Annotated in this window: 28 protein-coding genes; 22 read left to right on the forward strand and 6 right to left on the reverse strand. The window is 70.0% G+C overall.

Features of this window, described 5'->3' with window-relative positions:
* Positions 1 to 10 precede the first annotated feature (10 nt).
* From ACRY_RS15085 to ACRY_RS15165, 17 genes are all read left to right on the forward strand, one after another.
* Positions 11 to 796, forward strand: a complete 786-nt coding sequence (locus tag ACRY_RS15085) for a hypothetical protein (protein ID WP_231295284.1) — start codon at positions 11 to 13, stop codon at positions 794 to 796.
* A 16-nt stretch (positions 797 to 812) separates the two neighbouring features.
* Positions 813 to 1,499 carry a hypothetical protein gene (locus ACRY_RS15090; protein WP_012040112.1) on the forward strand — a complete coding sequence of 229 codons (687 nt, stop codon included), beginning with the start codon at positions 813 to 815 and terminating at the stop codon, positions 1,497 to 1,499.
* Complete coding sequence (locus tag ACRY_RS15095; protein ID WP_007422926.1) at positions 1,496 to 1,690, forward strand: hypothetical protein; 195 nt, start codon at positions 1,496 to 1,498, stop codon at positions 1,688 to 1,690. The genes ACRY_RS15090 and ACRY_RS15095 overlap by 4 nt, the downstream gene beginning before the upstream one ends.
* Positions 1,683 to 2,663, forward strand: coding sequence for a hypothetical protein (locus ACRY_RS15100; protein ID WP_231295285.1), 981 nt, complete (start codon positions 1,683 to 1,685; stop codon positions 2,661 to 2,663). The genes ACRY_RS15095 and ACRY_RS15100 overlap by 8 nt, the downstream gene beginning before the upstream one ends.
* Positions 2,660 to 3,208, forward strand: coding sequence for a phage baseplate assembly protein V (locus tag ACRY_RS15105; RefSeq protein ID WP_012040114.1), 549 nt, complete (start codon positions 2,660 to 2,662; stop codon positions 3,206 to 3,208). Before ACRY_RS15100 ends, ACRY_RS15105 begins: the two co-directional genes overlap by 4 nt.
* A complete protein-coding gene (locus ACRY_RS15110) occupies positions 3,208 to 3,576 on the forward strand; it encodes a hypothetical protein (RefSeq protein WP_012040115.1) in 369 nt (122 codons plus the stop codon). Before ACRY_RS15105 ends, ACRY_RS15110 begins: the two co-directional genes overlap by 1 nt.
* Positions 3,577 to 3,594: 18 nt before the next feature.
* Complete coding sequence (locus tag ACRY_RS15115) at positions 3,595 to 4,719, forward strand: baseplate J/gp47 family protein (RefSeq protein WP_012040116.1); 1,125 nt, start codon at positions 3,595 to 3,597, stop codon at positions 4,717 to 4,719.
* A gap of 3 nt (positions 4,720 to 4,722) precedes the next feature.
* Positions 4,723 to 5,397, forward strand: coding sequence for a hypothetical protein (locus tag ACRY_RS15120; protein ID WP_007422920.1), 675 nt, complete (start codon positions 4,723 to 4,725; stop codon positions 5,395 to 5,397).
* Positions 5,398 to 5,489: 92 nt separating this feature from the next.
* Positions 5,490 to 6,743, forward strand: coding sequence for a glycine-rich domain-containing protein (locus ACRY_RS20440; RefSeq protein WP_012040117.1), 1,254 nt, complete (start codon positions 5,490 to 5,492; stop codon positions 6,741 to 6,743).
* 14 nt (positions 6,744 to 6,757) lie between these two features.
* Positions 6,758 to 7,249 carry a hypothetical protein gene (locus ACRY_RS15130; RefSeq protein ID WP_043509232.1) on the forward strand — a complete coding sequence of 164 codons (492 nt, stop codon included), beginning with the start codon at positions 6,758 to 6,760 and terminating at the stop codon, positions 7,247 to 7,249.
* Between the two features lie 9 nt (positions 7,250 to 7,258).
* Positions 7,259 to 9,802, forward strand: a complete 2,544-nt coding sequence (locus ACRY_RS15135) for a right-handed parallel beta-helix repeat-containing protein (protein WP_012040118.1) — start codon at positions 7,259 to 7,261, stop codon at positions 9,800 to 9,802.
* 27 nt (positions 9,803 to 9,829) lie between these two features.
* Positions 9,830 to 11,722, forward strand: coding sequence for a collagen-like protein (locus tag ACRY_RS15140; RefSeq protein ID WP_012040119.1), 1,893 nt, complete (start codon positions 9,830 to 9,832; stop codon positions 11,720 to 11,722).
* Positions 11,723 to 11,724: 2 nt separating this feature from the next.
* Entirely contained in the window at positions 11,725 to 13,863 is a 2,139-nt protein-coding gene (locus tag ACRY_RS15145; protein WP_012040120.1) for a hypothetical protein, read from the forward strand.
* A 5-nt stretch (positions 13,864 to 13,868) separates the two neighbouring features.
* Complete coding sequence (locus ACRY_RS15150) at positions 13,869 to 14,222, forward strand: hypothetical protein (protein WP_007422432.1); 354 nt, start codon at positions 13,869 to 13,871, stop codon at positions 14,220 to 14,222.
* Between the two features lie 16 nt (positions 14,223 to 14,238).
* Positions 14,239 to 14,478 carry a hypothetical protein gene (locus ACRY_RS15155; protein ID WP_007422431.1) on the forward strand — a complete coding sequence of 80 codons (240 nt, stop codon included), beginning with the start codon at positions 14,239 to 14,241 and terminating at the stop codon, positions 14,476 to 14,478.
* Positions 14,466 to 14,861 carry a hypothetical protein gene (locus tag ACRY_RS15160; protein WP_012040121.1) on the forward strand — a complete coding sequence of 132 codons (396 nt, stop codon included), beginning with the start codon at positions 14,466 to 14,468 and terminating at the stop codon, positions 14,859 to 14,861. The genes ACRY_RS15155 and ACRY_RS15160 overlap by 13 nt, the downstream gene beginning before the upstream one ends.
* The gene (locus ACRY_RS15165) at positions 14,858 to 15,163 is read left to right on the forward strand and encodes a hypothetical protein (protein WP_012040122.1); all 306 of its coding nucleotides are present in this window, start codon (positions 14,858 to 14,860) and stop codon (positions 15,161 to 15,163) included. The genes ACRY_RS15160 and ACRY_RS15165 overlap by 4 nt, the downstream gene beginning before the upstream one ends.
* Here ACRY_RS15165 and ACRY_RS15170 read toward each other — a convergent pair.
* From ACRY_RS15170 to ACRY_RS15180, 3 genes are read right to left on the reverse strand one after another with little or no spacing between them, the layout of a single operon-like run.
* Positions 15,133 to 17,316 (reverse strand): RNA degradosome polyphosphate kinase, encoded by a 2,184-nt coding sequence (locus ACRY_RS15170; RefSeq protein WP_012040123.1) that lies wholly within the window; start codon positions 17,314 to 17,316, stop codon positions 15,133 to 15,135. The genes ACRY_RS15165 and ACRY_RS15170 overlap by 31 nt on opposite strands.
* A 30-nt stretch (positions 17,317 to 17,346) precedes the next feature.
* Positions 17,347 to 18,060 (reverse strand): DnaA ATPase domain-containing protein, encoded by a 714-nt coding sequence (locus ACRY_RS15175; protein ID WP_007422427.1) that lies wholly within the window; start codon positions 18,058 to 18,060, stop codon positions 17,347 to 17,349.
* Between the two features lie 22 nt (positions 18,061 to 18,082).
* Positions 18,083 to 19,177, reverse strand: coding sequence for an AI-2E family transporter (locus tag ACRY_RS15180; protein ID WP_012040125.1), 1,095 nt, complete (start codon positions 19,175 to 19,177; stop codon positions 18,083 to 18,085).
* Positions 19,178 to 19,331: 154 nt separating this feature from the next.
* Here ACRY_RS15180 and purM point away from each other — a divergent pair, with 154 nt between their 5' ends.
* The 4 genes from purM (at position 19,332) to ACRY_RS15195 (ending at position 22,294) form a co-directional block, all read left to right on the forward strand.
* Complete coding sequence (purM, locus tag ACRY_RS15185) at positions 19,332 to 20,402, forward strand: phosphoribosylformylglycinamidine cyclo-ligase (RefSeq protein WP_012040126.1); 1,071 nt, start codon at positions 19,332 to 19,334, stop codon at positions 20,400 to 20,402.
* Complete coding sequence (gene purN / locus ACRY_RS15190) at positions 20,399 to 21,019, forward strand: phosphoribosylglycinamide formyltransferase (RefSeq protein ID WP_012040127.1); 621 nt, start codon at positions 20,399 to 20,401, stop codon at positions 21,017 to 21,019. Before purM ends, purN begins: the two co-directional genes overlap by 4 nt.
* A 140-nt stretch (positions 21,020 to 21,159) precedes the next feature.
* Positions 21,160 to 21,321, forward strand: coding sequence for a hypothetical protein (locus ACRY_RS19810; RefSeq protein ID WP_154653547.1), 162 nt, complete (start codon positions 21,160 to 21,162; stop codon positions 21,319 to 21,321).
* Between the two features lie 70 nt (positions 21,322 to 21,391).
* Positions 21,392 to 22,294 (forward strand): EamA family transporter, encoded by a 903-nt coding sequence (locus ACRY_RS15195; protein ID WP_012040128.1) that lies wholly within the window; start codon positions 21,392 to 21,394, stop codon positions 22,292 to 22,294.
* A gap of 6 nt (positions 22,295 to 22,300) precedes the next feature.
* Here the strand turns inward: ACRY_RS15195 and argF are convergent, their stop codons facing one another.
* On the reverse strand, positions 22,301 to 23,242 hold the full coding sequence (gene argF, locus ACRY_RS15200) for an ornithine carbamoyltransferase (protein ID WP_007423189.1): 942 nt from the start codon (positions 23,240 to 23,242) through the stop codon (positions 22,301 to 22,303).
* Positions 23,239 to 24,435 (reverse strand): aspartate aminotransferase family protein, encoded by a 1,197-nt coding sequence (locus tag ACRY_RS15205; protein WP_012040129.1) that lies wholly within the window; start codon positions 24,433 to 24,435, stop codon positions 23,239 to 23,241. Before ACRY_RS15205 ends, argF begins: the two co-directional genes overlap by 4 nt.
* A 181-nt stretch (positions 24,436 to 24,616) precedes the next feature.
* Here ACRY_RS15205 and ACRY_RS15210 point away from each other — a divergent pair, with 181 nt between their 5' ends.
* Positions 24,617 to 26,122 (forward strand): Ppx/GppA family phosphatase, encoded by a 1,506-nt coding sequence (locus ACRY_RS15210; protein ID WP_013640877.1) that lies wholly within the window; start codon positions 24,617 to 24,619, stop codon positions 26,120 to 26,122.
* Here the strand turns inward: ACRY_RS15210 and ACRY_RS15215 are convergent, their stop codons facing one another.
* A complete protein-coding gene (locus tag ACRY_RS15215) occupies positions 26,123 to 26,665 on the reverse strand; it encodes a DUF2147 domain-containing protein (RefSeq protein WP_231295286.1) in 543 nt (180 codons plus the stop codon).
* Positions 26,666 to 26,798: the final 133 nt, after the last annotated feature.

A 26,798-nucleotide genomic window follows, 5' to 3' on the forward strand; every position in this document is an offset into this window, starting at 1 on the left:
AGGCGATGGCGTGGGTGCAGGTGTGAGATGGCGCGACGGTGCGGGGGCGCGGTTCGCCGGGCTGGCGCGGGGCGGGTTCGGGCGGATCGCGCCCCGCCGGCTGCGCTCGGTGGCGCGGAGAATGCGGCGGGCGGTGACGTCCGCCATGCAGGCGGCAGCGGTGGCGTTTCCGACCAGCCGCCGCGACGGCGGGGCGGTGTGGGCACGGCCCGGTGGATGGCAACATGCCGCGCGGTTTCCGACGGATCGCGTGCGGCATCCATGGCATCTGCGGCATTATGCTTCGTTCCGCCCCGGCCTGTGGGCTGCGGCTGTGACGGGGCGGCGCGTGGCGCACGGCTTCGGGCCGGAGATTCGGCGGGCGGGCGCGCATCTGCCGGCGCATCGGGTGCCGGCGGCACGATCGAGGCATGCGGCGGCGCGGGACGTGCCGCTGATCCACACCGCCCTGCGCGCCGGGGTTCCGGCGATGGCGGCTTCGCGCCGCGTGGTGGCCCCGCATGTGGCGTCAGGTCGCTCCGGGCCGCATGCCTGGAATGGGGCTCATGTTTCATCCGCATCGTCGGCGCGACCGGTGGCGCCGGTCGTGCCGGGGCGGGCGGTCGGTGCGGAGGCAACGGGGCTGGCGGCGGCGGCGGTGCGGCCGGAGACGCGGTTCGCGGCGCCGGAGCGGATGGATCTCGGCCGCTGGCTCGGCGGGTTGTTCGGCGACGAGGCGCGGCGGCCGCCTTCGGGCGTGACCGGATACGACACGCGCATGTCGCCGGTGTTCCCGGGCCGCAAGCCGGGATTCTGAAAGCGGGAGGCGGAAGATGGCGGCGATCATGGTGACGCTGGGCGGCGTTGCCTTCCGGGATTTCGAGGTACCGCAGGCGATCGAGTTCGGCGGCTGCCAGCGGCTGGCGGTGCATGAGCTGCCGGGCGGCGGCCGCGTGATCGACACGCTCGGCGCGGCGGCGGGGATCATCCGTTTCGCGGGCACTTTCTCCGGCCCCGATGCCGAGGCGCGGGCGCAACTGCTCGATGTGGCGCGGGCGGCGGGGGCGACCCTGCCGCTGGCCTGGAGCGGCTTCGCCTTTGAGGTGGTGATCGCGGATTTCGTCGCGGTTTACGAGAAACCCTGGTGGATTCCGTTCTCGATCGAGCTGGTCGAGGCGCAGAACCTGGTGACGGCGGTGCCGGACGCGCTGGCGCAGGCGGGGCTTGATCTCGTCAGCGCCGGTGGCCTGGCCGGGCTGGTGGGACTTTCGCTCGGCTCCGTAACGGTGACGGCGCCCGGGAGCATTGCCGCGGCGCAGGGGGTTGTGGGCGGCGCGCTGAGCGCGGCGGAGAACGGGCTGGCGGCGGCGCAGGGCGCGTTCGGCGCGAGCGCCGGCGCCTCGGCGGCGACGCGGGCGCTGCAGGCGATGGGCACGGCGAGCCTGTCGCTCGCGGCGCTTGGCGGGGCCGCCGCCTATCTCGGCCGCGCCGCCGGCAACGCTTCATTGGGGGCGGCATGAGCGGGACGACGACGATCACGGTCGCGGGCGGCAATCTCTACGAGATCGCCGCGCGGCATCTGGGCGATGCGACGCAGTGGATTCGCATCGCGCAGCTCAACGGGCTGTCCGACCCTGTGCTGGTCGGGCTGGTGACACTGGTGCTGCCGCCGGTGGACCCGAATGCGGGTGGCGGGGTGCCGCGTGTCTGAGGCGGTGACGGTGCGGGCGATCGCCCCGTTCGCGACGCTCGACGGAGCGCCGCTGCCGGGGCTGGAGCGGCTGGAAATCCGCCAGCCCGGCGCGTTCGAGGCGGCGTGCTTCGTCCTCGAATTCGCGATCGGCGCGGTGCCGGGCGGCGCGGCCTGGCTCGCGGGATTGCAGGGCGGGGTAGTGACGGCGGGCATCGGGACCGGGCCGGCGCTGGTCGTGGGCCAGGTCGACAATGTCGCGATCCGGTTCGATCTCGGCGCCGCGATCCTGAGCGGGCGGGATCTCGCCGCGCGGTTGATCGACGCCGAGGTGGACCAGACCTTCTCGAACCTCACGGCGAGTGAGGTGGCGACGGGATTTGCCGGCGAGGCCGGGCTTGCCGCGAATGTGGACGCGACGAGGACGCGGATCGGCCAGTATTACGAGCTGGCGCATGCGCAGACCGGGCTCGGCCTGCATTCGCGGCACGCGACGCGGTGGGACCTGCTGGCCGCGCTCGCGGTGCGTGAGCGGTTCAGCCTTTCGGTGACCGGGACGACGCTGAATTTCACGGCGCCGCCGGCCGGCGCGCCGATGCTGCTGACCTATGGGCGGGATCTGATGACGCTGGGCTGCGACCGCGCGCTGGCGCTGGCAAGCCCGAAGATGACGGTGCGGAGCTGGAACCCGAAGAGCAAGGCGGCGTTCAGTTCGAGCGCCGGCAGTTCCGGCGGGACGACGCTGATCCGCCCGAACCTGACCCAGGGCGAGGTAGAGCGCGTTGCGGCGGCGGCGCAGGCGGCGCTGGCCGCGCAGGCGGTGCGGCTGCAGGCGAGCATGCCGGGCGAGACGTCGATGATGCCGGGAACCCCGATTTTGCTCCAGGGCACGCAGACCGCGCTCGATGGCGCGTATGTGGTGCGGAGCGTGGAGCGGGTGATCGGCGGGCGGATCGGGTTCCTGCAGCATTTCGAGGCGATGCGGGCGGCATGATGGAGCATTTCTGGAACGCGGTGAAAGGCCGGGCGGCGGCGCTCGACGGGCTTTCGGCGCAGGCGCGGTTCGCCGTGGTCGCGAGTTTCGATCCGGCCGCCTACGCGGCGCGGGTGGCGTTGCAGCCGGAGGGCGTGCTCTCGGGCTGGCTGCCGGTGCTGGCCGGATGGGTCGGCGCCGGCTGGGGCATGGCGGCGCCGCTGTCACCGGGCGACCAGGTTCTGGTGCTCGGGCAGGAGGGCGACGCCGAACAGGCGGTGGTCCTCGGCCGGCTGTGGTCGGACCGCGATCCGGCGCCGCAGGCGGCGGTGGGCGAGTTGTGGCTCGTGCATCAGAGCGGATCGTTCCTGCGGCTGCGCAATGACGGGACGATCGCGATGAAAGCCGGGACGGTTTCGATCGAGGGGGATCTGATGGTGAGCGGAGAGATTTCGGACCTGAGCGGGACGCATGGCAGTCTCGATACGCTGCGGCGGGCCCATGACGGGCACACCCATCCCGATCCGCAGGGCGGTTCGACCGGCACGCCCTCGACGGTGGTGTGATGGCGGATCTCGCATTGACCTTCGGCGGCGACCTTGCCTTCGGCAATGGCGGCGACCTTGCTCTGGCCGAGGCGGCGGCGCTGACCGAGCAGCGGGTGCTGCGGCGGCTGCTGACCAATCCCGGCGGATATGTCTGGCAGCTTTCCTATGGCGCCGGGCTCGGCCAGTTCGTCGGCGCGGCGGGGCCTGCCGCTGCTGCCGGCGCGCTGGCGCGGGCGCAAATGCGCGGCGAGGCGCGGGTGGCGAGCGCGCCGCCGCCGCAGATCACGGTCAGCCAGGGCAATCCGGGCGGGCTGGCGATGACCATCGCCTATCAGGACGCCGCGACGGGACGGGCGCGGGTGCTCGCGCTGCCGGGTTCCGTCTGATCAGCACAGGGAATTCCGATGCAATTATCGCTGCAGAGCTTCACCGCCATGGTGGAGCAGATGGCCGCTGCCCTGCAGGGGGCGGCGAGCCAGGCGCTGGACCTGACCGTCGGGTCGGTCCTGCGGGCGCTGCTCGAGGCGAACGCCTCGCTCGGCCTCTGGCTGCAATGGATGATCGTGCAGGTGCTGCTGACCACGCGGCTTGCCACCAGCACCGGGGCCGACTGCGACAGTTTCGGCGCGGATTTCGGCTTCGCCCGGCTGCCGGCGGTGGCGGCCGGCGGCACGGTGACCTTCGCGCGGTTCGCCCCTGTGCTGTCGGCCTTCGTGCCGGTCGGCGCGACGGCGATGACCGCCGATGGCAGCCAGAGTTTCGCGGTGACGGCCGACCCGGCGAACCCGGATTTTTCGGCGGCGCAGGGCGGATACACGCTGGCGGCGGGTGTTGCCTCGATCGACCTACCGGTGAGCGCGGTGGTGCCGGGGGCGGCCGGCAACGTGGTGGCGGGGGCGATTTCGCTGCTGACCACGGCGATCGCCGGGATCGACACCGTGAGCAACGCGGCGCCGATGGGCGGCGGTGTGGACGCGGAGAGCGATGCCGCGTTCAAGGCGCGGTTCGGCAACTATCTCGCCAGCCTGTCGCGCGCGACGACCGGCGCCATCGAGGAAGCGGTGGCCGGTGTGCAGCAGGGGCTGTCGGTGACGATCAGCGAGAATGTCGACCAGACCGGGGCCGTCAGCATGGGCAATTTCATCGTCACGGTGGATGACGGAACCGGCCATCCGCCGGCCTCGCTGCTGGCGACGCTGGGCCGGGCGGTGGACGCGGTGCGGCCGGTGGGCACGCGTTTCGCGGTGCAGGGACCGACGGTGGTGACGGCGAACGTGTCGATGACGCTGGTGCTGGCGCCAGGGACGGTGCCGCAGGCCGCCATCTCCGCGGTGACAGCGGCGATCGCGGCCTATATCGGCGGGCTGCCGGTGGGCGCGACGCTGCCTTACTCGAAGCTGCTGCAGATTGCCTATGACGCGTCCGACGCCGTGGTGAACGTGACCGACGCCCTGCTGAACGGTGGCACGGCCGATCTGGCGCCGCCCGCGTTCGGGGTGGTGCGGGCCGGCACGATCGGCGTGAGCTGAGCCATGAGCGGTTCGAATCCTCCCGGCAGCGCGGCCGACATGGCGGCGCGGCTGAAAATGGTCCTGCCGGCCGGCTGGTTCGCCGATGCGACGCCGGTGCTGGACCAGGTTCTCGGCGGGCTCGGCGCGCTCTGGGCCGGGCTTTACGCGCTGATCGGCGCGGTGCGGCGGCAGACGCGGATCGCGACGGCCTCGGGGCCGATGCTGGACATTGCCGCGCGGGACTATCTGGGCGGGCGCATCGTCCGGCGGGCGGGCGAGGCGGATGCCGCGTTCAGCATGCGGATCCGCGCCAATCTGCTGGCGCCGAAGGCAACGCGGGCGGCGCTGGCGGCGGCGATCACCGCCGAGACCGGGCGGGCGCCGGCGATCTTCGAGCCCGCCAACACGGGCGATACCGGCGGCTATGGCGCCAACACGCTGGGGTATGGCGCGCGCGGCGGCTATGGCAGCCTTGCCCTGCCCTATCAGTGTTTCGTGACGGCCTATCGCCCGCTCGTGGCCGGCAGCGGCGCGTCCGGCGGTTTCGGGTACGGGCCGGGCGGGTATTCGACCTCGCCGCTGGCCTGGAGCGATCTCGCCCAGGATGTGGGGCTGGCCACCGATGCCGACATCTACGCAACCATCGCCGGCGTGCTGCCGGTCAATGCCATCGCCTGGACGCGGTTGCTGAACTGACGGGCGATCCCGCGCCGTTTTCATCCCTGCCGGCCGGCCGCCGCCCTGATGCGGCGGGTGCCGTCGCACGGCCTCATGACAAGGACATCTTCATGGACAGGACCATCGTCTATCCGGGGGCGATCCCGCTGGATACCGACATTCTGAACCTCAACCGCAACGTGATGGTCGCGATCGGCGCGCTCAATGAAGCGGTGCTCGGCGGCGGCATGGTCGCGGACGGGCTGGCCTGCACGCCGACCGTGCCGGCCTCGCTGACGGTGACGGTGGCGCCGGGATCGATCACCCAGCTCGGGCCGGTCGATGCCAACAGCTATGGCAGCCTGCCGCAGGATACCGCGCAGCAGACGGTACGGATGGGCATCAATCTCGATCCGGTCACGTTCACCCTCGCGGCGCCGGCCAGTTCCGGCCAGTCGGTGAATTACCTGATCGAGGCGACGTTTTCGGAGGCCGACGCCGATCCGGTCGTGCTGCCCTACGTGAACGCCGCCGATCCTTCGGTGCCGTATTCCGGGCCGGGCAATTCGGGCGGGGCGCAGAACACGCAGCGGCTGCAGCGGGTTCAGCTGCAGGTCAAGCCGGGTGCGGCGGCGGCGGCGGGAACCCAGGTGACGCCGCCGGTGGATGCGGGGTGGGTGGGGCTTTACGTCGTCACCGTCAATTACGGGCAGAGCGCGATTACCGCGGCCGATATCGTCACGCTGCCGCAGGCGCCGTTCCTGCCCTTCAAGCTGCCGCAGCTGCGGCCGGGCTTCTCGCAGATGCAGGTGTTCGAGAGCTCGGGCAGTTTCGTCGTGCCGCCCGGGGTGACGCAGGCGAAGGTGACGGTTGTCGGCGGCGGCGGTGCGGCGGGATACCACGTCTCGATGCCCGGCGCCGGCGGTGGCGCCGGTGGGACGGCGATCGACATCGTCACCGGCCTCGTGCCGGGGCAGGTGGTTGCGGTGACGGTGGGCGCGGGGGGCGTGGCGCCCACCTCGCCGGCCAGTGGCGGCAATGGCGGCACGTCGAGCTTCGGCGGCTACATGTCGGCCACCGGCGGCACCGGCGGCGAAGGCGGCTCCGGCTCGCTGTTCGCGACGGCGGGCGGTGCCGGCGGTATCGGTTCCGGGGCGCGGATCATCCAGGGCGGGGCGATGGGCGGTGACGGCATCGTCGTCGCCTCGCGCGGCGGCGATGGCGGCGGGCCGGGCCATGGGCGCGGGGCGAGCGGGCCGCTGGCCGGCCTGTCGGCCACCGGCTTCGGCGGCGGCGGCGGCGGCGGCGGCGCCTCGACCGGCGCCGCGCCCGTCGGCAGCCCCGGCGGGGCGGGCGCGCCTGGCATCGTCATCGTCGAATACTGAGCGGAGCCATCCAGATGAGCGCAACCACGACACCGGCCAGCCGGATCTGGCAGGCCGCCTCGGCACGGCTGATCGAGATCGAGGGGTTCATTCCGACCCCGCGCGGGATCGCGCTGCTGCCGCCGCGGCCGCTGGCCTGGCCGGAAAAGGATCCGGGCGATACGCTTGACTACACCTTCGACGTGGCACCCGCCCTCGCGGGCAGCCCGGGCGATGCGATCGCCACCGTTTCGGCCACGGTGAGCCCGGACAATCCGGGCGATGTCACCATCGCCTCGACGGCGATCGATGGCACCCGCGCCGTGCTGTGGCTCGCCGGCGGGCAGCCGGGCACGACCTATACGGTCACGGTTTCCATCACCACGCTGGCCGGACGGAATCTCGCGCGGAGCATCGCCCTGCCGGTCGTTTCGCTGGCGTCGGTGCCGGCGCCGGCGAGCGCGATCACGACACCGGGCGGCGCGCCGATCACCAGCCCGTTCGGCCAGCCCATCACCGCGAACTGAGGAGGCGGCATGCCAACCATCGGACAATTGCCGGCGGCGAATTCGGTTTCGGATAGCGACGAACTGCCGCTCTACCAGGCCGGACAGACCGTGGCGGCGACGCGCGCGCAGTTTCTGGCCGGCATGCAGCAGCAGCTTGCCCTGCCGCAGGGCACGCTGCTCGGCGGTGTCGGGCCCGGAACGGCGGCGCCGGTGCCGATCACCATCGGCGCCAATCTCTCGCTCAGCGGCACGACGCTGGCCGCCGCCGCGGCGCCCTTCGAAATTGCGGCATTGCCCGCAGGGGCGGCGCCCGCCGCTGGCGACGCCGTGCCGCTCGGGCAGGGCGGGGCGAATGTCGCGCTCGCCTATGGCGCGTTCATGAGCGGGATCTCGACCCTGCCCGGCGTGCAGGCGGGCGGGTTCGAGGCGGTCGCGGCCGGGGCGAGCGCGGTGCGCTCGATTGCCGAGCTGGCGGCCAATGCCGTCGCGATCGAGGATTTCGGCGCGAGGGGCGATGGCGTGACCGACGACGCGCCGGCGCTGCGCGCGGCCCTTGCCGCCGGCAGTCCGGTCAGGTTCGGGCCGAAGACCTACCGGATCGACGGCGAATGCGACATCAGCGGCACCGCCGCGACGCTGATCGGCGTGCCGGGGCAGACGGTGCTGACGCGCGGCGCGCAGAGCGTGGCCGGGACATCGAGCCAGGCGGCGTGGATCAGCGTGAGTGCTGCGACATTCAATGCCGATGGCATCATCTTCGACGCCAATGCCGCGATCACCGCACAGACCTGGGGGGTGGTGATCCAGGCGGGCTGCACGGCCTCGAACATCACGCGCTCGCTGTTCCGCAACGCCAAGGGATCGATCTATGGCTGGGGTCTCGCGATCGCGCCGAGCGATCCGACGGTGACCAGGCATCATGTGCATGATTGCGAGTTCACCGCGAACGCGGTGGACGGGCTCTGGGTCGCGGCGACGGATGCCGTGGCGGTGACAAGCTGCCGGGCGCACGACAACGCGCGCAACGGCATCTATGTCGACAACCAGGACCCGACGCTGACGCTGAAGATCCGCGATGTGCAGGTGGTCGGCAACACGTGCTGGAACAACCAGACCGGCATCGTGATCGGCAATTTCAACCAGACGAACCGCGAGCCGCCCACCTATGGCAATGCCAATCCGGACGTGCTGGGCGCGCTGGTCGCGCAGAACTGCGCCTTTTCCAACAGCGGCTACGGCATTTCGATTTCGGGGCGGAATATCCTGGTGACCGGGAACCTGCTCGTCGACAACGGGCCGGCCGGCGGCGGGATGCTGGTGAACACCGGGTATTGCCGCGTCGCCAACAACATGATCATCAATTCCGGCGGGTTCGGCATCGATGCCGGCGGGTCGATCCATGTCGAGCTGAGCGGCAATTACTGCGACGGGCAGACGATCGGCATCGGCATCGGCGGCAGCCAGAACTGCACGGTGCGCGGCAATTTCATCCAGGACTGCACCACGGGCATCATGGCGCTCAACGTCGAATCCGACGGGCGGGGCACGAATTTCGGCATTTCCTGCAACAATCTCGAGATTGCCGGGAACAGGATCAATTATGGCGCCGGCGGCTATGGCATCGTCCTGCAGGATGCGCCGCAGCTCGTCGTGGTGCGGGACAACATCGTCTCGTCCGGCACGTCGGGTGACCCGCTGAACGCGCTGGTTCCCTATACGGATTCGGTGGTGCTGCGGAACAATGTCGTGAATTTCGACGATACCTTCGCGGTGAATCCGGTGGCCGCGAACGGGGTGAACACGCTGGTCTATCCCGATCTGCTCGACCGCGTGACGGTGTCGCAGAGCACGGGGGCGGTGCAGTCGATCATCAGCGCGACGGCGCAGCGCACCGAGGGCATGATCACCTACATCAAGGTGACCAATGGCGGGTCGAACTACACCAATGCCACGGTGTCGATCAGCGGGACGGGCAGTGGCGCGGCGGCGAGCGCGTGGATCGCCAACGGCGCGGTCATCGGCGTCTACATCACCGCGCGCGGCAGCGGGTACGGACCCGGCACCCAGGTGAGCATCACCGGGGATGGCACCGGCGCGACCGCGACCGTGCAGGTCGGCCTGCCGGTGCTGGAGGGGCGGCGGCTGGAAATCGACTGTCTGGCGCCGGTGAGCTTCGCTTCTGCCGGCAGCGCGCCGGCGCAGGAGAACTGGACCGGCGCGCCGCTGACCGTGCCGGCCGGCGCGACGATCGAGTGGCGGGGCCATGCCGGGGCCTGGCAGGCGGCGCGGTTCATCCAGTCGGACTATCTTGTGCCGGCCGCGGACGGCAGCGTCACGCTCGGCAGCCAGGCGGGCGATGTGCGGCTCGGGCCCGCCGCGGGTGGCGCGGTGCGGCTGATATCGCCGACCGAGCCGACCGGGTGCGTGGTGCTGATCGGGCGGGGTTCGCCGCTCGGCGTGGTGAGCGCGCCGCCCGGATCGAGCTATCGCAACCTCGACGGCGGCGCCGGGGCAACCTTCTGGATCAAGCAGACCGCGACCGACGCGACCGGCTGGGTCGCGATCGCCTGAGGCAGCGCGAGAGGACATTCCCGAACCATGACGACGATACCGCAACTGCCCACCGCCGCGAGCGTGGGGCCGACCGACCTGTTGCCGCTGTCGCAGAACGGCGTGCTCTATGCCGCGAGCGTGCAGCAGGTGACCGCCGGGCTGCAGCAGGAGATCAGCCTGCCGACCGGTGACCTGCTCGGGCGCAACAGCGCCGGGGCGGGAACGCCCGAAGCGGTGGCACCCGGCACCGGCCTTGCGCTCGGCGGCGGCACGCTTTCGGCGACCGGCACCGATCATCTCGGCTTTCCGGTGCTTGGCACGTTGTCGACCGCCGACGAGGTGGTGGTGAACGCGCAAGGGGCACCGGGACGGCTGCCGGTGACGGAGCTGCGGGGGCTGTTCTCCGCGGGTGCCGGCCTTGCGATCGACGCCAACGGCACGCTCAGCGTGACGGCCAGCGCGATCGCGGGGCCGACCGGACCGGCTGGGCCGGCCGGAGTGATCGGGCCCGCGGGTCCGGCGGGTCCGGTGGGTCCGACGGGGCAGGGACTCGCCGCGCCGGGAGCCACGAATTCGGCCAGCACCATCGGCACGGGCGACTTCGTCGCGATCTGGCAGAATGGCGCCAATGCCTGGGTGTCCTATGAAAAGCTGGTGGGCGGGCAGACGATCGACCAGCTGCCGGCGGCGGGACCGGCGGCGGATTCCGACCTGATGCTGGTCGCGCAGGGCGGCAACGCGCTGGCCAGCCAGAGCTTCGCGGCGATCTGGACCTATGTGGCGCAGAAGATTCCCACCATGCGGCGGCAGGTCGTCGAGCTGAACGGCAACACGGTGCTCGACGCGACGACGCACAACCAGCGGATTCTGGTGGTCAGCCAGCCGATTACCCTGACCGCCAATTTCACCAATATGGGCAGCGGCTTCACCTGCCGGGTGATCAACCTCGCCTCGGGGCCGGTGAAGATGGGCACCGGCATCACCTCGGGCACCGGGGTCGGCGCGTTGCCGCCGGGCACCGCGGCGGAACTGACTGCGCTGACCTATTCCGGCGGGTCGCTGGTGTGGTGGGATGGTATCGCGATGCCGACGCCGACGATCACGGTGAACGCCCCGGGTACTCCGCTCGCGAATGCCGCGTTCACGGTGAGCGGTGACCTGTTCGACGAGACGCCCACGGCGCTCGATTATTCGACCGACGGGACGACCTGGACGGCCGCGGCTGCGCCGACGATCGGCGCGGGATCCTACTCGTTCCAGATGCCGGGACTGCCGGCGGGCACCTACACGATCGCGGTGCGCGACCATAATGCGACCGGCGTGGTCGGCCGAAGCGCGCCGTTCAGCGTGGTCGCCGCGGCGGTTTCGCTCGGGATCGTGCCGGCCAGCGCCACGGCTGGCGGCAATATCGCGGTGAGCGGCACCGTGGCCCCGGCGGGGGCGGCGGTGCAGGTGGGGCTTTCGGCGAGCGCGACCACGCCCCCGGCAAGCTTCGTTGCCGCGACGGTGAGTGGCGGCACCTGGTCGGCCACGCTGCCGGCGGGCAGTGCGGGGGGAACCGCCTATCTCTGGGCCGAACAGACGGCGGATACGGCGGTGACGGCGGTTTCGGGCGCGATCGCGGTGACGGCCGCGACGCCCTCGGTGACCTATACGGTCAACCAGCCGGCGACCACCTCGGTCGCCGCCGGGTCGGGCACGCTGGCGCTGAACGGCGGTATCAGCCCGGCGCAGGCGATCGCGACTCAGGTGGCGTTCTCGACCTCGGGCACCACGCCGCCATCCAGCGGTTGGCAGGCGGCCTCGATCATCGACAACAATGGGCTCTGGGCGGTCTACGCCACGATTCCGGCAACGGCGGGGGCCTATTACGTGTGGGTCGAGACCGCGACGGGGCAGGCGGCGGTGGTGTCCGGCTTCACGATCACGGTGACCTGAGCATGAACCTGATTTCGGTACGCCCGGCCGCGCCGCTGCGGAACGGAACGGGGCGGCTGTTCGCGCGCGCCCAGACGGCGGATTCGGTGCCGGCGGGGAGCGCCTTCGCCGGCCCGACGCCGGCCTCGGTCAGCGGGCTGGCCGGCTGGTGGGATGCCGGCGCGCTTGGCGCCGTGCTGGATGCCAATGGCAATCCGCTCGTCGCGTGGAATGCGCCGGCGGCGGCGCTGGCCGACAAGTCCGGCAACGGGGCGACGCTCCTGCCGTTTCACATCGCGGCGGATACCGCGCCGGCGACGATGATGGCTGTGCCGCGGGTCAACGGGTTTCTCGGCGCGGCAGGCAGTCCGGACCCGGCCATCGCGCAGTACGGGCCGACGCTCGATCCGGACTGGGGATTGTCGCTCGCGCGGTTCGACCTCGGCAGCGGGGCGGCGTGGACGCTCTATCTCGTCTGGACCCGGCCGAACTGGCGGCAGGGCACGATCGAGGTCGACAATGCGCCGATCCCGCTGATCCATGCGATGGCGACGGGAACCACCATCATCGAGGCCGGCGGGCCGGGTGGCGGCGGGCTGACGCTGTTTCCCGGCACGGCGACGAGCCGCGGCATCACCGCGACGATCGAACGGCGGCACACCCATGCGCTGATCCTGCGCAACACGCCGGGGACGGGCGTGGATGTGTGGCTGGACGGCGCGCAGGTGGCGAGCGGCGTCGCAAATCCGTTGCCGGCGTCGGCGGCGGGCAATGTGCTGCTGTTCCACGACAATACGGTGCAGGGCTCGGCGCAGTGCTGGTTTCACGAGGCGGCGTGCTGGACCCGGGCGCTGGATGCCGTGGAGGTCACGACCCTGGTGGCCGCACAGGGGCGGTGGGTGCTGGGGGCGCGGCGGGGCGTCAACATTCTGGTGATGGGCCAGTCGAACGCCGAGTGGTTCGTGCAGGCGGGCGGGGCGCTGGCGCTGGCGCAGGGCGTGGCGTGGTATCTGGGCGCGGCCGCCTGGGCGGCGACGTCGCTGCCGGCGGGGAATGTCGTCAGCCCGGCGCGGTATTCCATGATTGCGGGGCATCCGGTGTCCAACTCCTCGCCGCCGCTGTTCCCGCCAGGGGCGGCGAACGGCACGTTCCTGACCAATCCTGGCGACGGGTCTTCGCCCGCGACCTGGGCGCTGGGGCCCGACGGGCAGGCGCTTTCGGCCTATCTGACCGGCTCGCAGGCATTGGTCCCGGCGGTGGACGAGGCCGATATCGCCTTCCTGCTCTGGCCGTGGAGCGAGCAGGACAGCACGATGCCCTATGCGAACAAGACGCTTTACAAGGAGAGTGTCAGCCGGCTTGCGGCGCTGACGCGGCAGATGCTGGGGCGAAGCGCCGCCTCGCTGCCGCTGCTGCTCTGGAGCGCCATTCCCTACGAGACCGATCAGGGTGTGCAGATGGTGCGCGAGAGCGTGCTCGACCTGTCGCTCGACCCGGCCGGGAACGCCGTGATCTTCGTGGCGCAGACGGCGGATTCCAATCCGCTGAACGCGACCTGGGACCCGGCAACCGGCCTGTTTGCCGGTGGCGATCCGCAGCATCGGGACCAGCCGGACCTGCTGCGTTATGGCCGGATCGGCGCCCATGCGGCGGCGCGGGCGGCGCTGGCGATGGGGCTTTCGGACTCCATTCCGGCGGCTGCCGTGCCGGCAAGCGGCCTGCCGGTCGCGGGCGGACCGTCGATCACGCATGCGTATCAGGCGGTGCCAGACCAGGTGGTCGTGACCATCCGGCACGACGCCGGCACCGATCTGCGGGTGAACCTGCAGGCGGCGAACGGGGCGGGGTTCGCGGTGATGGACGGTGGCACGGTGGCGAACCCGGGGCCGATGATTCCGGCCACCGCCGCCTCGCGCGTCGATGCGACGCATGTGGCGGTGACGCTGCAGCGCGCGCCGGTAAGCCCGGCGGCGTCGTGCCTGCTCTACTATCCCTATGGCAGCACACAGATCGGCCGGGGCGATGCGGTGACGGACAATCTCTCGAGCCTCGCGCCGCCGGCCGGATGGTCGATGGCGGCGGATCTGGGAGCGGCTTTTGCAATCGACATGCCGCTGCAGGCGACCGCCTACGGCGTCCCGCTTTCGACGACGCCGGGGTAAGCGCCATGGGAGAGGATACGGTCACGTTCCTGCGGGACGCTCTGGGCGACCTGCGCTCGGAGGTTGGCCTGTTGCAGGCGGAGATCGCCTCGGCGCGGCGCGATATTGCCGCGATCGAGGCAAGGCACCTCGCGCTGGAGGCCTGGCGCAACCGCTTCGAGTTGCAGGTGGCGGGCACGCAGGAGCGGTTCATCGACAAGTCCGACGAACTCGTCGACGCGTTCGCGCGGTTCCGCTCGGAGCTGGCGCAGTTCCGTGGCGAACAGTCGGGCAGTCATCGGGTGATCATGGTGGTGATCGGCGTGATTTCGGCGGTGATCGGCAGCGTTGCCGATCACTGGCTGCGTTTCGTCGGATGACAATGGAGGGGATCTGATGCGTCGCTTTCTCCACGAGATAGTCTCGGATGCCGCCGGGCGGTCGGACGGGATGGCCCTGCTCTCGGTGCTGGGCGTGCTCAGCTACATCTGCCTCGGCGTCTTCGCCGTGGTGGTGCGTGGCCAGCTCTTTGCGCCCGAGGCCTATGGGATGGGGCTTGGCTCCGCGATCGCCGCGGGGGCGTTTGGCATGGGTCTGAAGGCCCGGTTCGGGGGCAATGCGCGATGCCAGCCGTGATCCTTCCGCTGCTGAGCCGGTTCGCGCCATGGATCCTGGGTGTGGTGCTGCTCGCCGGCCTGCTGCTCTATGGCTGGCACCTCGAGGCTGCGCTGCGGGCGGCGCGGGCCGAGGTGCGGGGCGGGCAGGGGACGATCGCGCGGCTGATGGCGACGAATTCCGAGAACCGCGCCGAACTCGCGCGGCTGACCGCCGATGAGACGGCCTGGCAAACGGCGCTGACCACCGCTGCGGCGGCGGATGCGCACGGCGTTGCGCTCTCGCAGCGGATTCTGACGGCGGTGGCGGCAGCGCCGCCGACACAGGATGGCGCGGTGGCTCCGGTGCTGGCCGGTGCACTCTCGCAGCTTGCGGCCGCGCAGGGCGGGAGGGCGAAACCATGACCGCGCGGGGTCTCATGCTGGCGGTGGTGCTGCTTGCGGGATGCGCGGCGCCGCCCCCGCAGGTCGTCACCCGGATCCGGGTCGTCGAGCCGCGGATTCCGCCGTCGCTGCTTGCATGCCCGCCGGCCCCGGCCGTGCCGCTTGTGCAACGGCAATCGCAGGTGGCGAACTATGTCGCGGAATTATGGGAGGCGGGCGAGATCTGCCGGAACCATCTGGCGGCGGTGGCCGGCGCGTTGCGACCACATCCCGTGCCGCCGGTTGTCACCCATCAATCGTTGGTCAGGAAGGTCTTGCGATAGCGGATCTGGTCGCGTTGCTGCTGGGTGAGCGGGCCGCGCAGCGCCGAGCCGCGACCCGACAGGGACGGATTGGTCATGAAATATTCATGCGCCGAAACGGGCGGATCGCCCGGCAGGACCCTCGTCCAGACGCCATCGGGTCCGAGCGTCCAGGAATCGACATCGTCGCGCAGGTCGACGGCCATGATCTGGTCGAGCACCTGGGCGTGGACGGTGGGGTTGTGGATCGGCACGAAGGTTTCCACCCGCCAGTCCATGTTGCGGGCCATCCAGTCCGCGCTGGAGATGAAGACCTTGTTCTCGCGGTCGGGCATCCGCGCGCCGTTGGCGAAGACGGCGATCCGCGCATGCTCGAGGAAGCGGCCGATGATCGACTTGACGCGGATGTTTTCGGAAAGGCCGGGCACGCCGGGGCGAAGGCAGCAGATGCCGCGCACCACGCAGGAAACCGGGACGCCGGCGGCCGAGGCGCGGTAGAGATGGTCGATCAGCCGCTCGTCGACCAGCGAATTCAGCTTGAGCCAGATGCCCGACGGGCGGCCGGCGCGCGCCGCCTCGATCTCGGCGTCGATCAGCGCGGCGATGACGCGGCGGGTCGTGATCGGGCTGTAGACGAGCTGGTCCATCTGCTCGGGCCGGGCATAGCCGGTCATGTAGTTGAACAGGCGGGCGGCGTCGCGCGTCAGCTGCTGGTCGCAGGTGAAGAAGGACAGGTCGGTATAGATGCGCGCGGTGATCGGGTGGTAGTTGCCGGTGCCGAAATGCGCGTAGGCGCGCATGGCGCTGCCCTCGCGCCGGACCACGAGCGAGAGCTTGGCGTGCGTCTTCAGTCCGAGAAAGCCATAGACGACCTGCACGCCGGCAGCCTCGAGCGCACGGGCGAGGCGGATATTGGCCTCCTCGTCGAATCGGGCGCGCAGCTCCACCATGGCGGTGACGCTCTTGCCCGATTCCGCGGCTTCGATCAGCGCGCCGACGATGGGAGAGTCGCGGCTGGTGCGGTAGAGCGTCTGCTTGATCGCGACCACGTTGGGGTCGGAGGCGGCCTGGCGGAGGAACTGGACCACCACGTCGAAGCTCTCGAACGGGTGGTGGACGATGATGTCCTTGTTGCGGATGGCGGCGAAACAGTCGCCGCCGAAGTCCCGGATGCGTTCGGGAAAACGCGGCGTATAGGCAGGGAAGAGCAGTTCCGGACGGTCGTCGACGATCATTTCCTTCAGATCGACGAGGCCGAGCATGCCGGGTTCGACAAAGAGCTGGTCCTCGGGCGCCTCGACCTCGTCGATGACGAGGGTGCGCAGGTCGTCCGGCAGGTCGGCGGCAAGGGTGAGTTCGATCGCGGCGCCCCGGCGGCGGCGCTTCAGCGCGGTTTCGTAGGACTGGACGAGATCTTCAGCCTCTTCCTCGAACTCCACATCGGTATCGCGGCAGACGCGGAACAGGCCGGAGCCGGCGAGGCGGAAGCCGTGGAACAGCCGGTCGAGGAAGAGGATCACCAGATCCTCGAGCTTGACGAACCGGATCGTCTCCGGTGACGGATCGGGCAGGCGGATGAAGCGCCGGATCTGCGCGGGCAGCGGGATGAGCGCCCGCATCACGCCGGAATCCTCCTGGCGGATCAGCTTGAGCGCGAGCACGAGGCCCATGTTCTGGACGAAGGGGAACGGGTGCGCGGGGTCGATCGCGAGCGGGGTGAGGACGGGGAAGACCCGCTCCATGAAATGCTGGTCGAGAAAGGCGCGGTCGGCCTCGTTCAGCTCGTGCGGCGCGATGATGGTAAGGCCGGCGCCGGCCAGTTCGGCGAGCACGGTGCCGAGCACACGCTGCTGGGTCTCCATCAGGGCGCGGGCGCAGCGGTTGATTTCGCCGAGTTGCTGGGTGGGCGTCAGACCATCCGACGAACGGAGGGCGAGGCCGGCGCGCGCCTGGCCGATCAGCCCGGCAACGCGGACGGAATAGAATTCGTCGAGATTGGAGCCGCTGATCGAGATGAATCGCAGCCGTTCCAGCAGCGGATAGCGGGGGTTTTCGGCGGCGGCGACGACGCGCGAATTGAATGCCAGCCAGGATAGCTCGCGGTTGATGAAGCGGTCGGAATCGCCGGCCGGCATCGGCTCGGTGGCTGTTCGGGGCAGGGTTTCCTGGTCCATGCCGGCAGTCTGCCACGAAAGGCCGGCCGACTAAAGCAGAGACATGATCGCGGCGGGCGGCGCCTCGGCGGGCGGAGGGGGTTCGAGGTCGTTTTCCTCCGGGTCGGCGAGCTCGTCGAGCAGCCGTTCGGCGAGGCGGCGCGACGGCGCGGTGCCAAGGGCGAGGGCGTAGCGGTCGAGCCGGGCGATGGCTTCGCGCAGCACCGCGGGGCGGCGCGGCAGCCTGGTCAGCAGGAACTGGTGCAGCGCCGGCGGCAGGCTCATCTGCCGCGCGGCGGCGAGGCGGTGCAGCAGGGCGTCGAGCAGTTCAGGTTCGGCCGGCTCGATCCGGATGGTCAGGCTGGCGCGCAATCGGCTGGCGAGATCCGGCGGTTCGACCGGCAGCCGCGCCGGCGGTGTGCGGCAGGTCATCAGCACCGGCACGGCGGCCTGGGTGGCGCGTTCAAGGGTTGCGAACAGGGCGAGTGGGGCTGCTGCGGCATCGATATCCTCGATGAGCAGCGGCGCCCCCCCGGGGCTTGCCGGTGTGCGCAGGCGGGCGGCGTCAAGCCGCGTCGCGCAGGTTCGGGCGGCCCAGATCCAGGCGAGGTGCGATTTGCCGCTGCCCGCCTCACCCCAGAGGACCAGGCGGCGATTCACCCAGTCGCCCGGTGCGGCGAGCGCCGCGCGGGCGGCGGCATTCGACGCCGCTTCGATGAAATCGGCCAGCGCGAAGCGTTCGGGCTCGTCGAACGGCAGGGCCATCTGCCGCGGCTCGTATCCGGCGCTACGCACTGTGCCGCGGCGGGTCGAGATAGAGCGGGCTCTGCAGGTAGTGGCGCAGCCAGAACCGCGCGAGCACGCCGAGCGTCGCGGTGACCGGCACGGCCAGCAGGACGCCGAGGAAGCCGAACGTCTCCGCCCCGGCGAACAGCGCGAAAATCACCCAGACGGAGGACAGGCCGAGCCTGTCGCCGAGAAAGCGCGGTGCGACCACATAGTCGTTCAGCAACTGGCCGATGACGAAGATGCCGCCGACGACCAGCACGTGGTCGAGGCCGCCGAACTGGCCGAGGGCGAGCACGATCGAGGAGACCGCGCCGACGATGGTGCCGACATAGGGAATGAAGGACAGCAGCCCGGCGGTGAGACCGACCACGAGGCCGAGGTTGAGACCCGCGAGCGTCAACGTGGCCGCGTAGAAGACGCCGAGAAACAGGCAGCATATCGCCTGGCCACGCAGCCAGGCATTCAGGATCCGGCTGATCTCGCGCGCGAGGTTGCGGATCACGCTTTCATATGAGCGAGGCAGCCATGAATCGAGCCGTCCCATGACCAGCGGCCAGTCGCGCAGGAAGTAGAACGCGACGATCGGCGTGATCACCAGAAGGGTGAGGATGTTGAACAGCGCAAAGCCGGTTCCCAGCACCTGGCGCGCCGCCGAGCCCGCGAAATTCACGATCGCTCCCGCCTCGTTGCTGACGAGGGACTGGAGCTTGTTCGAGACGAAGCCGGAGCCGAATCGTGCCTGGATGAGGCTGATCTGATGGGCGGTAAATTTCTGCAACCCGGCGATCATGCCCGGCAACTGCTGGGCGAGCAGACTGATCTGCGCCGAAATCAGCGGATAGAGCAGCAGCGCGCAGAGGCCGACGCCGGCGATCATCGCGAGCAGCATGATGATTGCCCCGAGGGATCGGGGCAGGCCCAGCCGGTGCAGGGCGGAGACCGCAGGGTCGAGGAAATAGGCGATGCCGGCCGCCGCAACAAAGGGCAGCAGGATCGCCGAGAACAGGCGCAGGAACAGCACGAGCAGCAGCAGTCCTGCCGCGATCCAGCCGAAGCGCTGCCAGCGGAAGCCGGTTCCGGTCATGTCGCTCATGGGCGGGGTCGGCCGTCCGAGTTGCCTTGCAGGTCGCGCTGTGGTGATAACCGCGCCATCGCGATGGCCGGGGTTGGCCCGGGGGGCGGCCTGGTGCCGCTGTGCAGGGTGGCCGAAGCATCCATGAACCGAGACTAGCGCATCGGAGGCGGGCATGACCAGCAAGGACGACGGCAAGAGGCAAACCTATCGTGCCGCCGGCGTGGATATCGAGGCGGGCGACGCCCTGGTCGAGGCCATCAAGCCGCTGGCGAAGGCGACGACCCGGGCCGGCGTGGTCGGTGGCATCGGCGGTTTCGGCGCGCTGTTCGACCCCCGGGCGGCGGGGTTCACCGATCCCGTCCTGGTCGCGACGACCGACGGCGTGGGCACCAAGCTGCGGCTGGCGATCGATACCGGGATTCACGATACGGTCGGCATCGACCTTGTTGCCATGTGCGTCAACGATCTGGTCGTGCAGGGGGCGGAACCGCTGTTCTTCCTCGATTATTTCGCGACCGGGCGGCTCGACCCCGCGATTGCGGCGCGGGTCATCGCCGGTATCGCCGAGGGGTGCCGGCAGGTCGGCTGCGCGCTGACCGGCGGCGAGACGGCGGAAATGCCGGGCATGTATGGCGCGGGGGATTACGACCTTGCCGGCTTCGCGGTCGGCGCCGCCGAGCGCGGTCGCCTGCTGCCCGAGGGTGTCGCGCCTGGCGACATCCTGCTCGGCCTGCCCAGCACCGGCGTGCATTCCAACGGGTTTTCCCTGGTCCGCCGGATCATCGAAACCGCCGGGCTTGGGCTTGACGCCCCGGCGCCCTTCGCGCCTGGGCAGACGCTCGGCGCCGCGCTGATGGCGCCGACGGCGCTTTACGTCCGCCCGGTGCTGGCGCTGGCGCGGGCGGGGCTGCTGCGCGCCGCCGCGCACATCACCGGCGGCGGCCTGCCCGGCAATCTGCCGCGGGTGCTGCCCGAGGGCACCTCGGCGGTGATCGACCAGCCTTGGCCGGTGCCGCCGGTCTTTTCGTGGTTGGCGCGGGCCGGCGATGTCGCGGCGGCGGAGATGTTGCGCGTGTTCAACTGCGGGATCGGCATGGTGCTGGTGGTCCGTCCTGCGGACGAACCGGCCGCGCGGGCACTGCTGGCGGAAACCGGGATCGAGTCACACCGCCTTGGCCGTATCGCCAGCGCGTCCGGAACGCCGGAGGTGACGATCGAGCGGGCGGACGCACTCTTCGCATGAAGAGCCGCGTCGGCATCCTGATTTCGGGGCGCGGCTCGAACATGGAGGCTCTGGTTGCCGCGGCGGCGGCGGCGGACTTTCCGGCCGAGATCGCGATCGTGCTGTCGAACCGGGCTGCGGCGCCGGGGCTCGAGACGGCCCGCCGCGCCGGCATTCCGGCGAGGGCTATTCCGGCGCGGGATTTTGGCGTGGACCGTGCGGCGCATGAGGCGGCGATCGATGCGGCGCTGCGCGAGGCGGGATGCGAACTCGTCTGCCTCGCCGGTTACATGCGGTTGCTGACGCCATTTCTGGTCGGCAGCTGGGCCGGGCGGATGCTGAATATCCACCCCTCGCTGTTGCCGGCGTTTCCGGGGCTCGACACCCATGCCCGCGCGCTCGCCGCCGGTGTGAGGCTGCATGGCTGCACCGTTCATCTCGTGACGGAAGTGATGGACGAGGGGCCGATACTCGCGCAGGCGGCGGTTCCCGTGCTGCCCGGCGATACCGAGGCGAGCCTGGCAGCCCGTGTGCTCGTCCAGGAGCACAGGATCTATCCGCAGGCGTTGCGCAACCTCATCTGCGGCGAACAGGTGCCCGCCGACCCACGGGCCAGTCTACTCAACCCTTGCGTTTGACTGCGGGACGCAATATCAACCGGAGAAGTCACAAGGATGTGTTTCGCCGTTGCGGGGGCGCGGCCATGTCCGGCGTGGCTGCGAGAGAACACAACGGTCACGCAAGGTGACGGCGGCAAGAAAGGTTCAAGGCACGTATGATGGCTGACACGGAAGGCCCCAAGAAGTTCCCGATCGGTCTGGAACAGCTTGAACAGTCCAGTCAGACGGGCTGGAATAGCTTCTCGCGCTTCATCACGGTCACCACGATCTGCGTGATCGTCACCATCCTGCTGATCGCCGCCTTTACCGTCTGGAGCTGACGCCGGACCGTCTCCGCCGCTTCGTCCCGGCACGCCCGGCCGTGCCACCACGTGTCAGACAAGGTCGGTCGTGAGCGAGTCGCAAGTTCTGAGTCCGCGCCATGCATTGCTCGCTCTGGCCGTCGTGGCCGTGTGGGGCACGAATTTCGTCGTCATTCGCCTGGCTCTCGACCAGTTTCCACCGTTTCTCCTCGCCGGACTGCGCTTCACCCTGGCAGCCGTGCCGGGTGTTTTCTTTCTGCCCCGGCCGCGGGTGAAGTGGTCCAATCTTGCCGCCTACGGCCTGCTGATCGGCGCCGGCCAGTTCGGCCTGCTGTTCTTCGCGATGGACGGGCGGATTTCCCCCGGCCTCGCCTCGCTGGTGATCCAGACACAGGTCTTCTTCACGATCTTTCTCTCGATGGCGCGCATCGGCGAGCGTCTGCGCATCTTTCAGATCGTCGCCTGTCTGCTCGCCGTCGCGGGCATCGGCGTGATCATGCGGCATGTGAGCGGCGGGACAACCCTGTTCGGCCTGCTGCTGGTGCTGCTGGCCGCCTCGTCCTGGGCGATCGGCAATATCGTTGCGCGGGAGAGCGGGGCGCGCAACGCGCTCGCCTATGTCGTCTGGTCGAGCCTGTTCGCCGCTCCGCCGCTTCTTCTCGTTGCGCTGCTGCGCGAAGGGCCGGCGGCGATCCTCCATTCGGTGACATATGCCTCGCCCGCCGGCTGGCTAGCGGTGGTTTGGCAATCGGTCGGCAATAGCTGGTTCGGCTATGGCAGCTGGGCGTTCCTGCTGGCGCGCTACCCTTCGGCAACCGTCAGCCCGATGGCGTTGCTGGTGCCGGTGTTCGGAATGGCCGCCTCAGTGTTCTGGCTCGGCGAACCGATGCCGGCCTGGAAGCTGGGCGCGGCCGGGCTGGTGTTTGCCGGGCTCGCGATCAGCGTGTTCTATCCGCGCTGGCGGGCGGCGCAGCGGCTGCGGACGGCCTGAACCGGATCACGCCGCGCCGAGTGCCCAGGCCAGGATACCTTGCTGGGCAAAGAGTCGGTTTTCCGCCTCGTCGAACACGACCGACTGCGGACCGTCGATGACGCCGGCGCTGACCTCCTCGCCGCGATGGGCCGGCAGGCAGTGCATGAAGATCGCATCCGGCGCCGCTCGTGCCATCAACGCCTCGTCCACCCGGTATGGGGCGAGAATGTTGTGCCGGCTCTCGACGTCCTCGTCACTCATGCTGACCCAGGTGTCGGTGGTGACGCAGCGCGCGCCTTCAACGGCCTCGGCCGGGCTGGTGGTGAGCTGGATGTCGGCGCCCTGCGCGCGCGCCCAGGCGAGTGCCTCGGCGTCGGGTAGCAGCTCTTCCGGACACGCGAGGCGGAGCTGGAAGCCGAACCGGGCCGAAGCCTCGATCCAGCTCTTGGCCATGTTGTTGCCGTCGCCGATCCAGGCGATGCGCTGGCCGGCGATCGGGCCGCGCTGTTCCTCGAAGGTCATCACATCCGCCATCACCTGGCAGGGGTGGGAGCGCTCGGTGAGTCCATTGATCACCGGCACGGTGGCGTGTGCTGCGAGTTCGCGCAGCTTTTCCTCACGGTCGGTGCGCAGCATGATTCCGTCGACATAGCGGGAGAGCACGCGGGCGGTGTCCGCCACCGTCTCGCCGCGGCCGATCTGCATTTCACGCGAGGAAAGCATGATCACCTCGCCGCCGAGCCGGCGCATGCCGATCTCGAAGCTGACGCGGGTGCGGGTGGAGGGCTTCTCGAAGATCAGCGCCAGCGCCCGCCCCGCGAGCGGATGGCCGAGGGCGCGGCCGGCGCGCTTGAAGCGCGTCGCCGTGTCCAGCATGTGGCGCAGCGTCGGCGTGTCGAGCAGCGACAGATCGAGGAAATGGCGCGGCGCCGCGGGGGGGCGGCCGGTATCGATGGCCGCGCTCATTGCGCGGCGTCCCGGGCGGTGGCCGGTTTGCAGCGCCGGGCCGCGGCGTCAAGCCGGGCCAGGGCCTCGTCCACCTCGGCATCGCGCACGATCAGCGGCGGCACCAGGCGCACGACGTTGTCGCCGGCGGCGACAATGAGCAGCCCTTCGGCGAAGCAGGCGTTCTGCACCTCGCCGTTCGGCACCGTGCAGACCAGCCCCTGCATCAGCCCCTGGCCGCGCACACCGGAAAACACATCTGGATGGCGGGCGGCAAGTGTCTCCAGTCCGGCGCGCAGGCGCCGGCCGGTGCGCTCGACCGCATCGAGGAAGCCGGGGGCGAGAACCGTGTCGAGCACGGCATTGCCGGCGGCGCAGGCAAGGGGACCGCCGCCATAGGTCGTGCCGTGGCTGCCGGGCACGAGGCTGGCCGCGACCCGTTCGCCCGCGAGCAGGGCGCCGAGCGGAAACCCGCCGGCGATGCCCTTGGCGGTGCTGACCGCATCCGGCACGACACCCGCCCATTCATGGGCGAAGAGCTTCCCGGTACGGCCCATGCCGCACTGCACCTCGTCGAAGCCGAGCAGAAGGCCGAACTCGTCGGCCGCGGCACGCAGCCCGCGCAGATATTCCATTGTCGCCGGGCGGATGCCGCCTTCGCCCTGGATCGGTTCGACCAGGATACCAGCGGTCTCGGGCGTTATGGCGTCACGCAGCGCGTTGAGATTGTTGAACGGCACATGGTCGAAACCGTCGACCGGCGGGCCGAAGCCTTCGAGATATTTGGAGTTGCCGGTCGCGCTGATCATCGCCAGCGTGCGGCCGTGGAACGCGCCCTGCGCGCAGATGACGCGGTAGCGCTCGGGCTTGCCCTCGCGCGCCATGGTCTTGCGGAAGGCCTTGACCAGAGCTTCGTTCGCCTCGGCGCCCGAATTGCAGAAAAAGACGCTATCGGCGAAGCTCGCCGCGACGAGGCGGGCGGCGAGGCGTTCGGCCTGCGGCACGCGATAGAGATTCGAGACGTGGATCACCTTCGCCGCCTGATCGGCAATCGCCCGGGTCAGGCCGGGATGGCCGTGGCCGAGCGAGGAGGTCGCGATCCCGGCGCCGAAATCGAGGAATCGTCGGCCGTCGGCGGCCGTCAGCCAGGCGCCTTCGCCGTGGCTGAACTCGACGTCGATCCGGTTGTAGTTCGGCATGAGGGAAGGGATCATGTCGTGGTCACTTTCTTTCGCAACCACGCTATTGTGCGGAGCCGGGCCGCCAAGTCAAACGCGAAGGGGCGCTCAGGGGTGGCAAATGCCTTCCGGCGCGGCTGGGTTGCGAATAGCGGCGGTCTGCGTCACGGGCCACACCCCCCTACCGTCCGTACTCCGGCTGCGCTACGCAGACGACATGACGCGCATGCTTCACGAACCGGCGCCCGGCGCTTTGCGCCGCCGCGCCGTCGTCGATCTCGGGTCGAATTCGGTCCGTCTCGTGGTTTTTCAGGGCGAGTCCCGAAACCCGATGCAGATCTTCAACGAAAAGGCGGTGCTGCGCCTCGCGCGCGGACTGATCCGCACCGGCCGCCTCGATGAGGCGGCGATGGACGAGACGGTGACGGTGATGCGTCGCTACGGGGCCATCGCCCGCGCCATGGGGGCCGCCCCCTTCGAGGCGCTGGCGACCTCGGCCGTGCGCGATGCCGAGAACGGGCCGGATTTTGTCGCCCGTCTCGAGGCTGAGATTCCCGGCCTGAAGGTCATCATCCTGAGTGGCGAGCAAGAGGCGAGGCTGTCCGCCGAGGGCGTGTTGTGCGGCATTCCGGGGGCGGACGGCATTCTCGCCGACCTCGGCGGCGGTTCGCTCGAACTCGTGCGCCTGTCCGAAGGGCGGATCGGCCCGGCGGCGACGGTGCCGATCGGCGTGATCCGACTGGCCGAGCGCGCCCAGGAAGACCGCGCCCGGGCCCGCGCGATCGTGTCCGACGAGCTGGCGGGCGTGCCCTTTCTCGGCGATGGCGAGGGGGGGGATCTGTTCGTGTCGGGCGGGGCCTTCCGTGCGCTGGCGCGCATCCATATCGCCCAGACCGGCTATCCGCTGGCGATGGTGCACCACTACACGGTCGGCCGGGACGAGGCGCGCGACCTGTCCGCGGTGGTCGGCGATGCCAGCCGCAAGCTCATCGAACGAATGCCGGGGGTGGCGCGCAAGCGGATCGACGATCTGCCCTTTGCCGCCATCATCCTGCGCCGCCTGCTGCGCGCGACGGGGGCCAGCCGTGTGGTGTTCAGCGCCAACGGCCTGCGCGAGGGCTGGTTCCTGCGCCAGTTGCCCGAGGCGATGCGCACCCAGGATCCGCTGATCGCGGCCGGCCGGGACCTCACGGTGGGGCTGCTGCGCGACCCTGCTTTGCCCGGCGCGCTGATTGCCTGGACAGCGACGCTGTTCCCCGACGAATCCGCCTCGCACCGAAGGCTGCGTGAAGGGGCGTGCTGGTTCTCCGATATCGGCAATCACGAACATCCGGAATATCGCGCCGAGCAGGCCTTCCTGCGGGTGCTGCGGCAGACCGGTGTCGGGCTCGACCATCACGCCCGCGCCTTTCTCGCTCTCACTCTCGCGCTGCGTTACGAGGCGCCGGTGGAAAGCGCGTTTCTGGCGCCGGCCCGGGCGCTGCTCGACATGGCGACGGCGCGGCGCGCCGAAACGCTGGGGGCGGCGTTGCGCCTCGCCTACACCCTGTCGGCCGGCACGCCAGCACTGCTTGCGGCGACGAGACTGCTACGCGACGACAGCCGGCTCGTTCTGTTTCTGGATGCGCGGAGTGGGGTCTTCGCCGGCGATCCGATCGAGCGGCGCCTGGCGAGGCTGGGCTCGCTGGTCGGGCTCGAGGCCGAAATCCGCGCGGCGGGGTAATCACTCCCGCGCGCGGCCGCCATTCCGCCCGGCGGCGGCGATCTGGGTCTGATCGATCCGGCAGGAGTCCGGCACCTGTCCGTCGTAGCGCATCCAGTGCCGCGTCTCACCAAAGATCGGCAGGCCGATATAGCCGCGCAGCGCCAGCTGGCCCGCGCGGTCGACGCGGAATTGGGCGTGGTAACGGTTGCCATTGCGCGGATTGACGATGCGGCCCCGCCAGAGCTCTCCGTTGCGCCGAACGGATGGACGGATCAGCTCGAACCCGCATTGGGGCCGGCCTTGCCAGTCAACTGGCATACGCGCGCCGCTATCGAGCATGATGCCGACGATGCGTCCACACAAAGCCTTCCCATCATGACAGCGCGCAATGCGGACCACGGCGCCCCCCTCGCCGGTCAACCAGTCGCCAACAGGCGAGGCCGCGCGCGCCAATACGGGTGTTGCGAGCACCACGACCAGAAGGGCCAGCCCCAGCACGATACGCCGCAGGGCTGCCCGGCCAATTCGTTCGGTATGAGACCTGATCACGAGGGTTATCATTTGACCGTGAAATGGTTGCTCATCCGGCGGTGAAAATCGCAAGTCTTCACATGTGTCTTATGCGCATCCCGATGTCTTTTCGGCGGCAGCTGTGTCCCGCATTCAACACTTGACTTGCAATCGTTCCACCGGG

The organism is Acidiphilium cryptum JF-5, assembly GCF_000016725.1.
Taxonomy (GTDB): Bacteria; Pseudomonadota; Alphaproteobacteria; order Acetobacterales; family Acetobacteraceae; genus Acidiphilium; species Acidiphilium multivorum.

Bases quoted from the DNA above. Each gene is read 5' to 3' on its own strand.
- ACRY_RS15090 (WP_012040112.1), top strand. From the start codon at position 813: ATGGCGGCGATCATGGTGACGCTGGGCGGCGTTGCCTTCCGGGATTTC.
- ACRY_RS15095 (WP_007422926.1), top strand. From the start codon at position 1,496: ATGAGCGGGACGACGACGATCACGGTCGCGGGCGGCAATCTCTACGAG.
- ACRY_RS15105 (WP_012040114.1), top strand. From the start codon at position 2,660: ATGATGGAGCATTTCTGGAACGCGGTGAAAGGCCGGGCGGCGGCGCTC.
- ACRY_RS15110 (WP_012040115.1), top strand. From the start codon at position 3,208: ATGGCGGATCTCGCATTGACCTTCGGCGGCGACCTTGCCTTCGGCAAT.
- ACRY_RS15115 (WP_012040116.1), top strand. From the start codon at position 3,595: ATGCAATTATCGCTGCAGAGCTTCACCGCCATGGTGGAGCAGATGGCC.
- ACRY_RS15120 (WP_007422920.1), top strand. From the start codon at position 4,723: ATGAGCGGTTCGAATCCTCCCGGCAGCGCGGCCGACATGGCGGCGCGG.
- ACRY_RS20440 (WP_012040117.1), top strand. From the start codon at position 5,490: ATGGACAGGACCATCGTCTATCCGGGGGCGATCCCGCTGGATACCGAC.
- ACRY_RS15130 (WP_043509232.1), top strand. From the start codon at position 6,758: ATGAGCGCAACCACGACACCGGCCAGCCGGATCTGGCAGGCCGCCTCG.
- ACRY_RS15135 (WP_012040118.1), top strand. From the start codon at position 7,259: ATGCCAACCATCGGACAATTGCCGGCGGCGAATTCGGTTTCGGATAGC.
- ACRY_RS15140 (WP_012040119.1), top strand. From the start codon at position 9,830: ATGACGACGATACCGCAACTGCCCACCGCCGCGAGCGTGGGGCCGACC.
- ACRY_RS15145 (WP_012040120.1), top strand. From the start codon at position 11,725: ATGAACCTGATTTCGGTACGCCCGGCCGCGCCGCTGCGGAACGGAACG.
- ACRY_RS15150 (WP_007422432.1), top strand. From the start codon at position 13,869: ATGGGAGAGGATACGGTCACGTTCCTGCGGGACGCTCTGGGCGACCTG.
- ACRY_RS15155 (WP_007422431.1), top strand. From the start codon at position 14,239: ATGCGTCGCTTTCTCCACGAGATAGTCTCGGATGCCGCCGGGCGGTCG.
- ACRY_RS15160 (WP_012040121.1), top strand. From the start codon at position 14,466: ATGCCAGCCGTGATCCTTCCGCTGCTGAGCCGGTTCGCGCCATGGATC.
- ACRY_RS15165 (WP_012040122.1), top strand. From the start codon at position 14,858: ATGACCGCGCGGGGTCTCATGCTGGCGGTGGTGCTGCTTGCGGGATGC.
- ACRY_RS15170 (WP_012040123.1), bottom strand. From the start codon at position 17,316: ATGGACCAGGAAACCCTGCCCCGAACAGCCACCGAGCCGATGCCGGCC.
- ACRY_RS15175 (WP_007422427.1), bottom strand. From the start codon at position 18,060: ATGGCCCTGCCGTTCGACGAGCCCGAACGCTTCGCGCTGGCCGATTTC.
- ACRY_RS15180 (WP_012040125.1), bottom strand. From the start codon at position 19,177: ATGAGCGACATGACCGGAACCGGCTTCCGCTGGCAGCGCTTCGGCTGG.
- purM (WP_012040126.1), top strand. From the start codon at position 19,332: ATGACCAGCAAGGACGACGGCAAGAGGCAAACCTATCGTGCCGCCGGC.
- purN (WP_012040127.1), top strand. From the start codon at position 20,399: ATGAAGAGCCGCGTCGGCATCCTGATTTCGGGGCGCGGCTCGAACATG.
- ACRY_RS19810 (WP_154653547.1), top strand. From the start codon at position 21,160: ATGGCTGACACGGAAGGCCCCAAGAAGTTCCCGATCGGTCTGGAACAG.
- argF (WP_007423189.1), bottom strand. From the start codon at position 23,242: ATGAGCGCGGCCATCGATACCGGCCGCCCCCCCGCGGCGCCGCGCCAT.
- ACRY_RS15205 (WP_012040129.1), bottom strand. From the start codon at position 24,435: ATGATCCCTTCCCTCATGCCGAACTACAACCGGATCGACGTCGAGTTC.
- ACRY_RS15210 (WP_013640877.1), top strand. From the start codon at position 24,617: ATGACGCGCATGCTTCACGAACCGGCGCCCGGCGCTTTGCGCCGCCGC.
- ACRY_RS15215 (WP_231295286.1), bottom strand. From the start codon at position 26,665: ATGATAACCCTCGTGATCAGGTCTCATACCGAACGAATTGGCCGGGCA.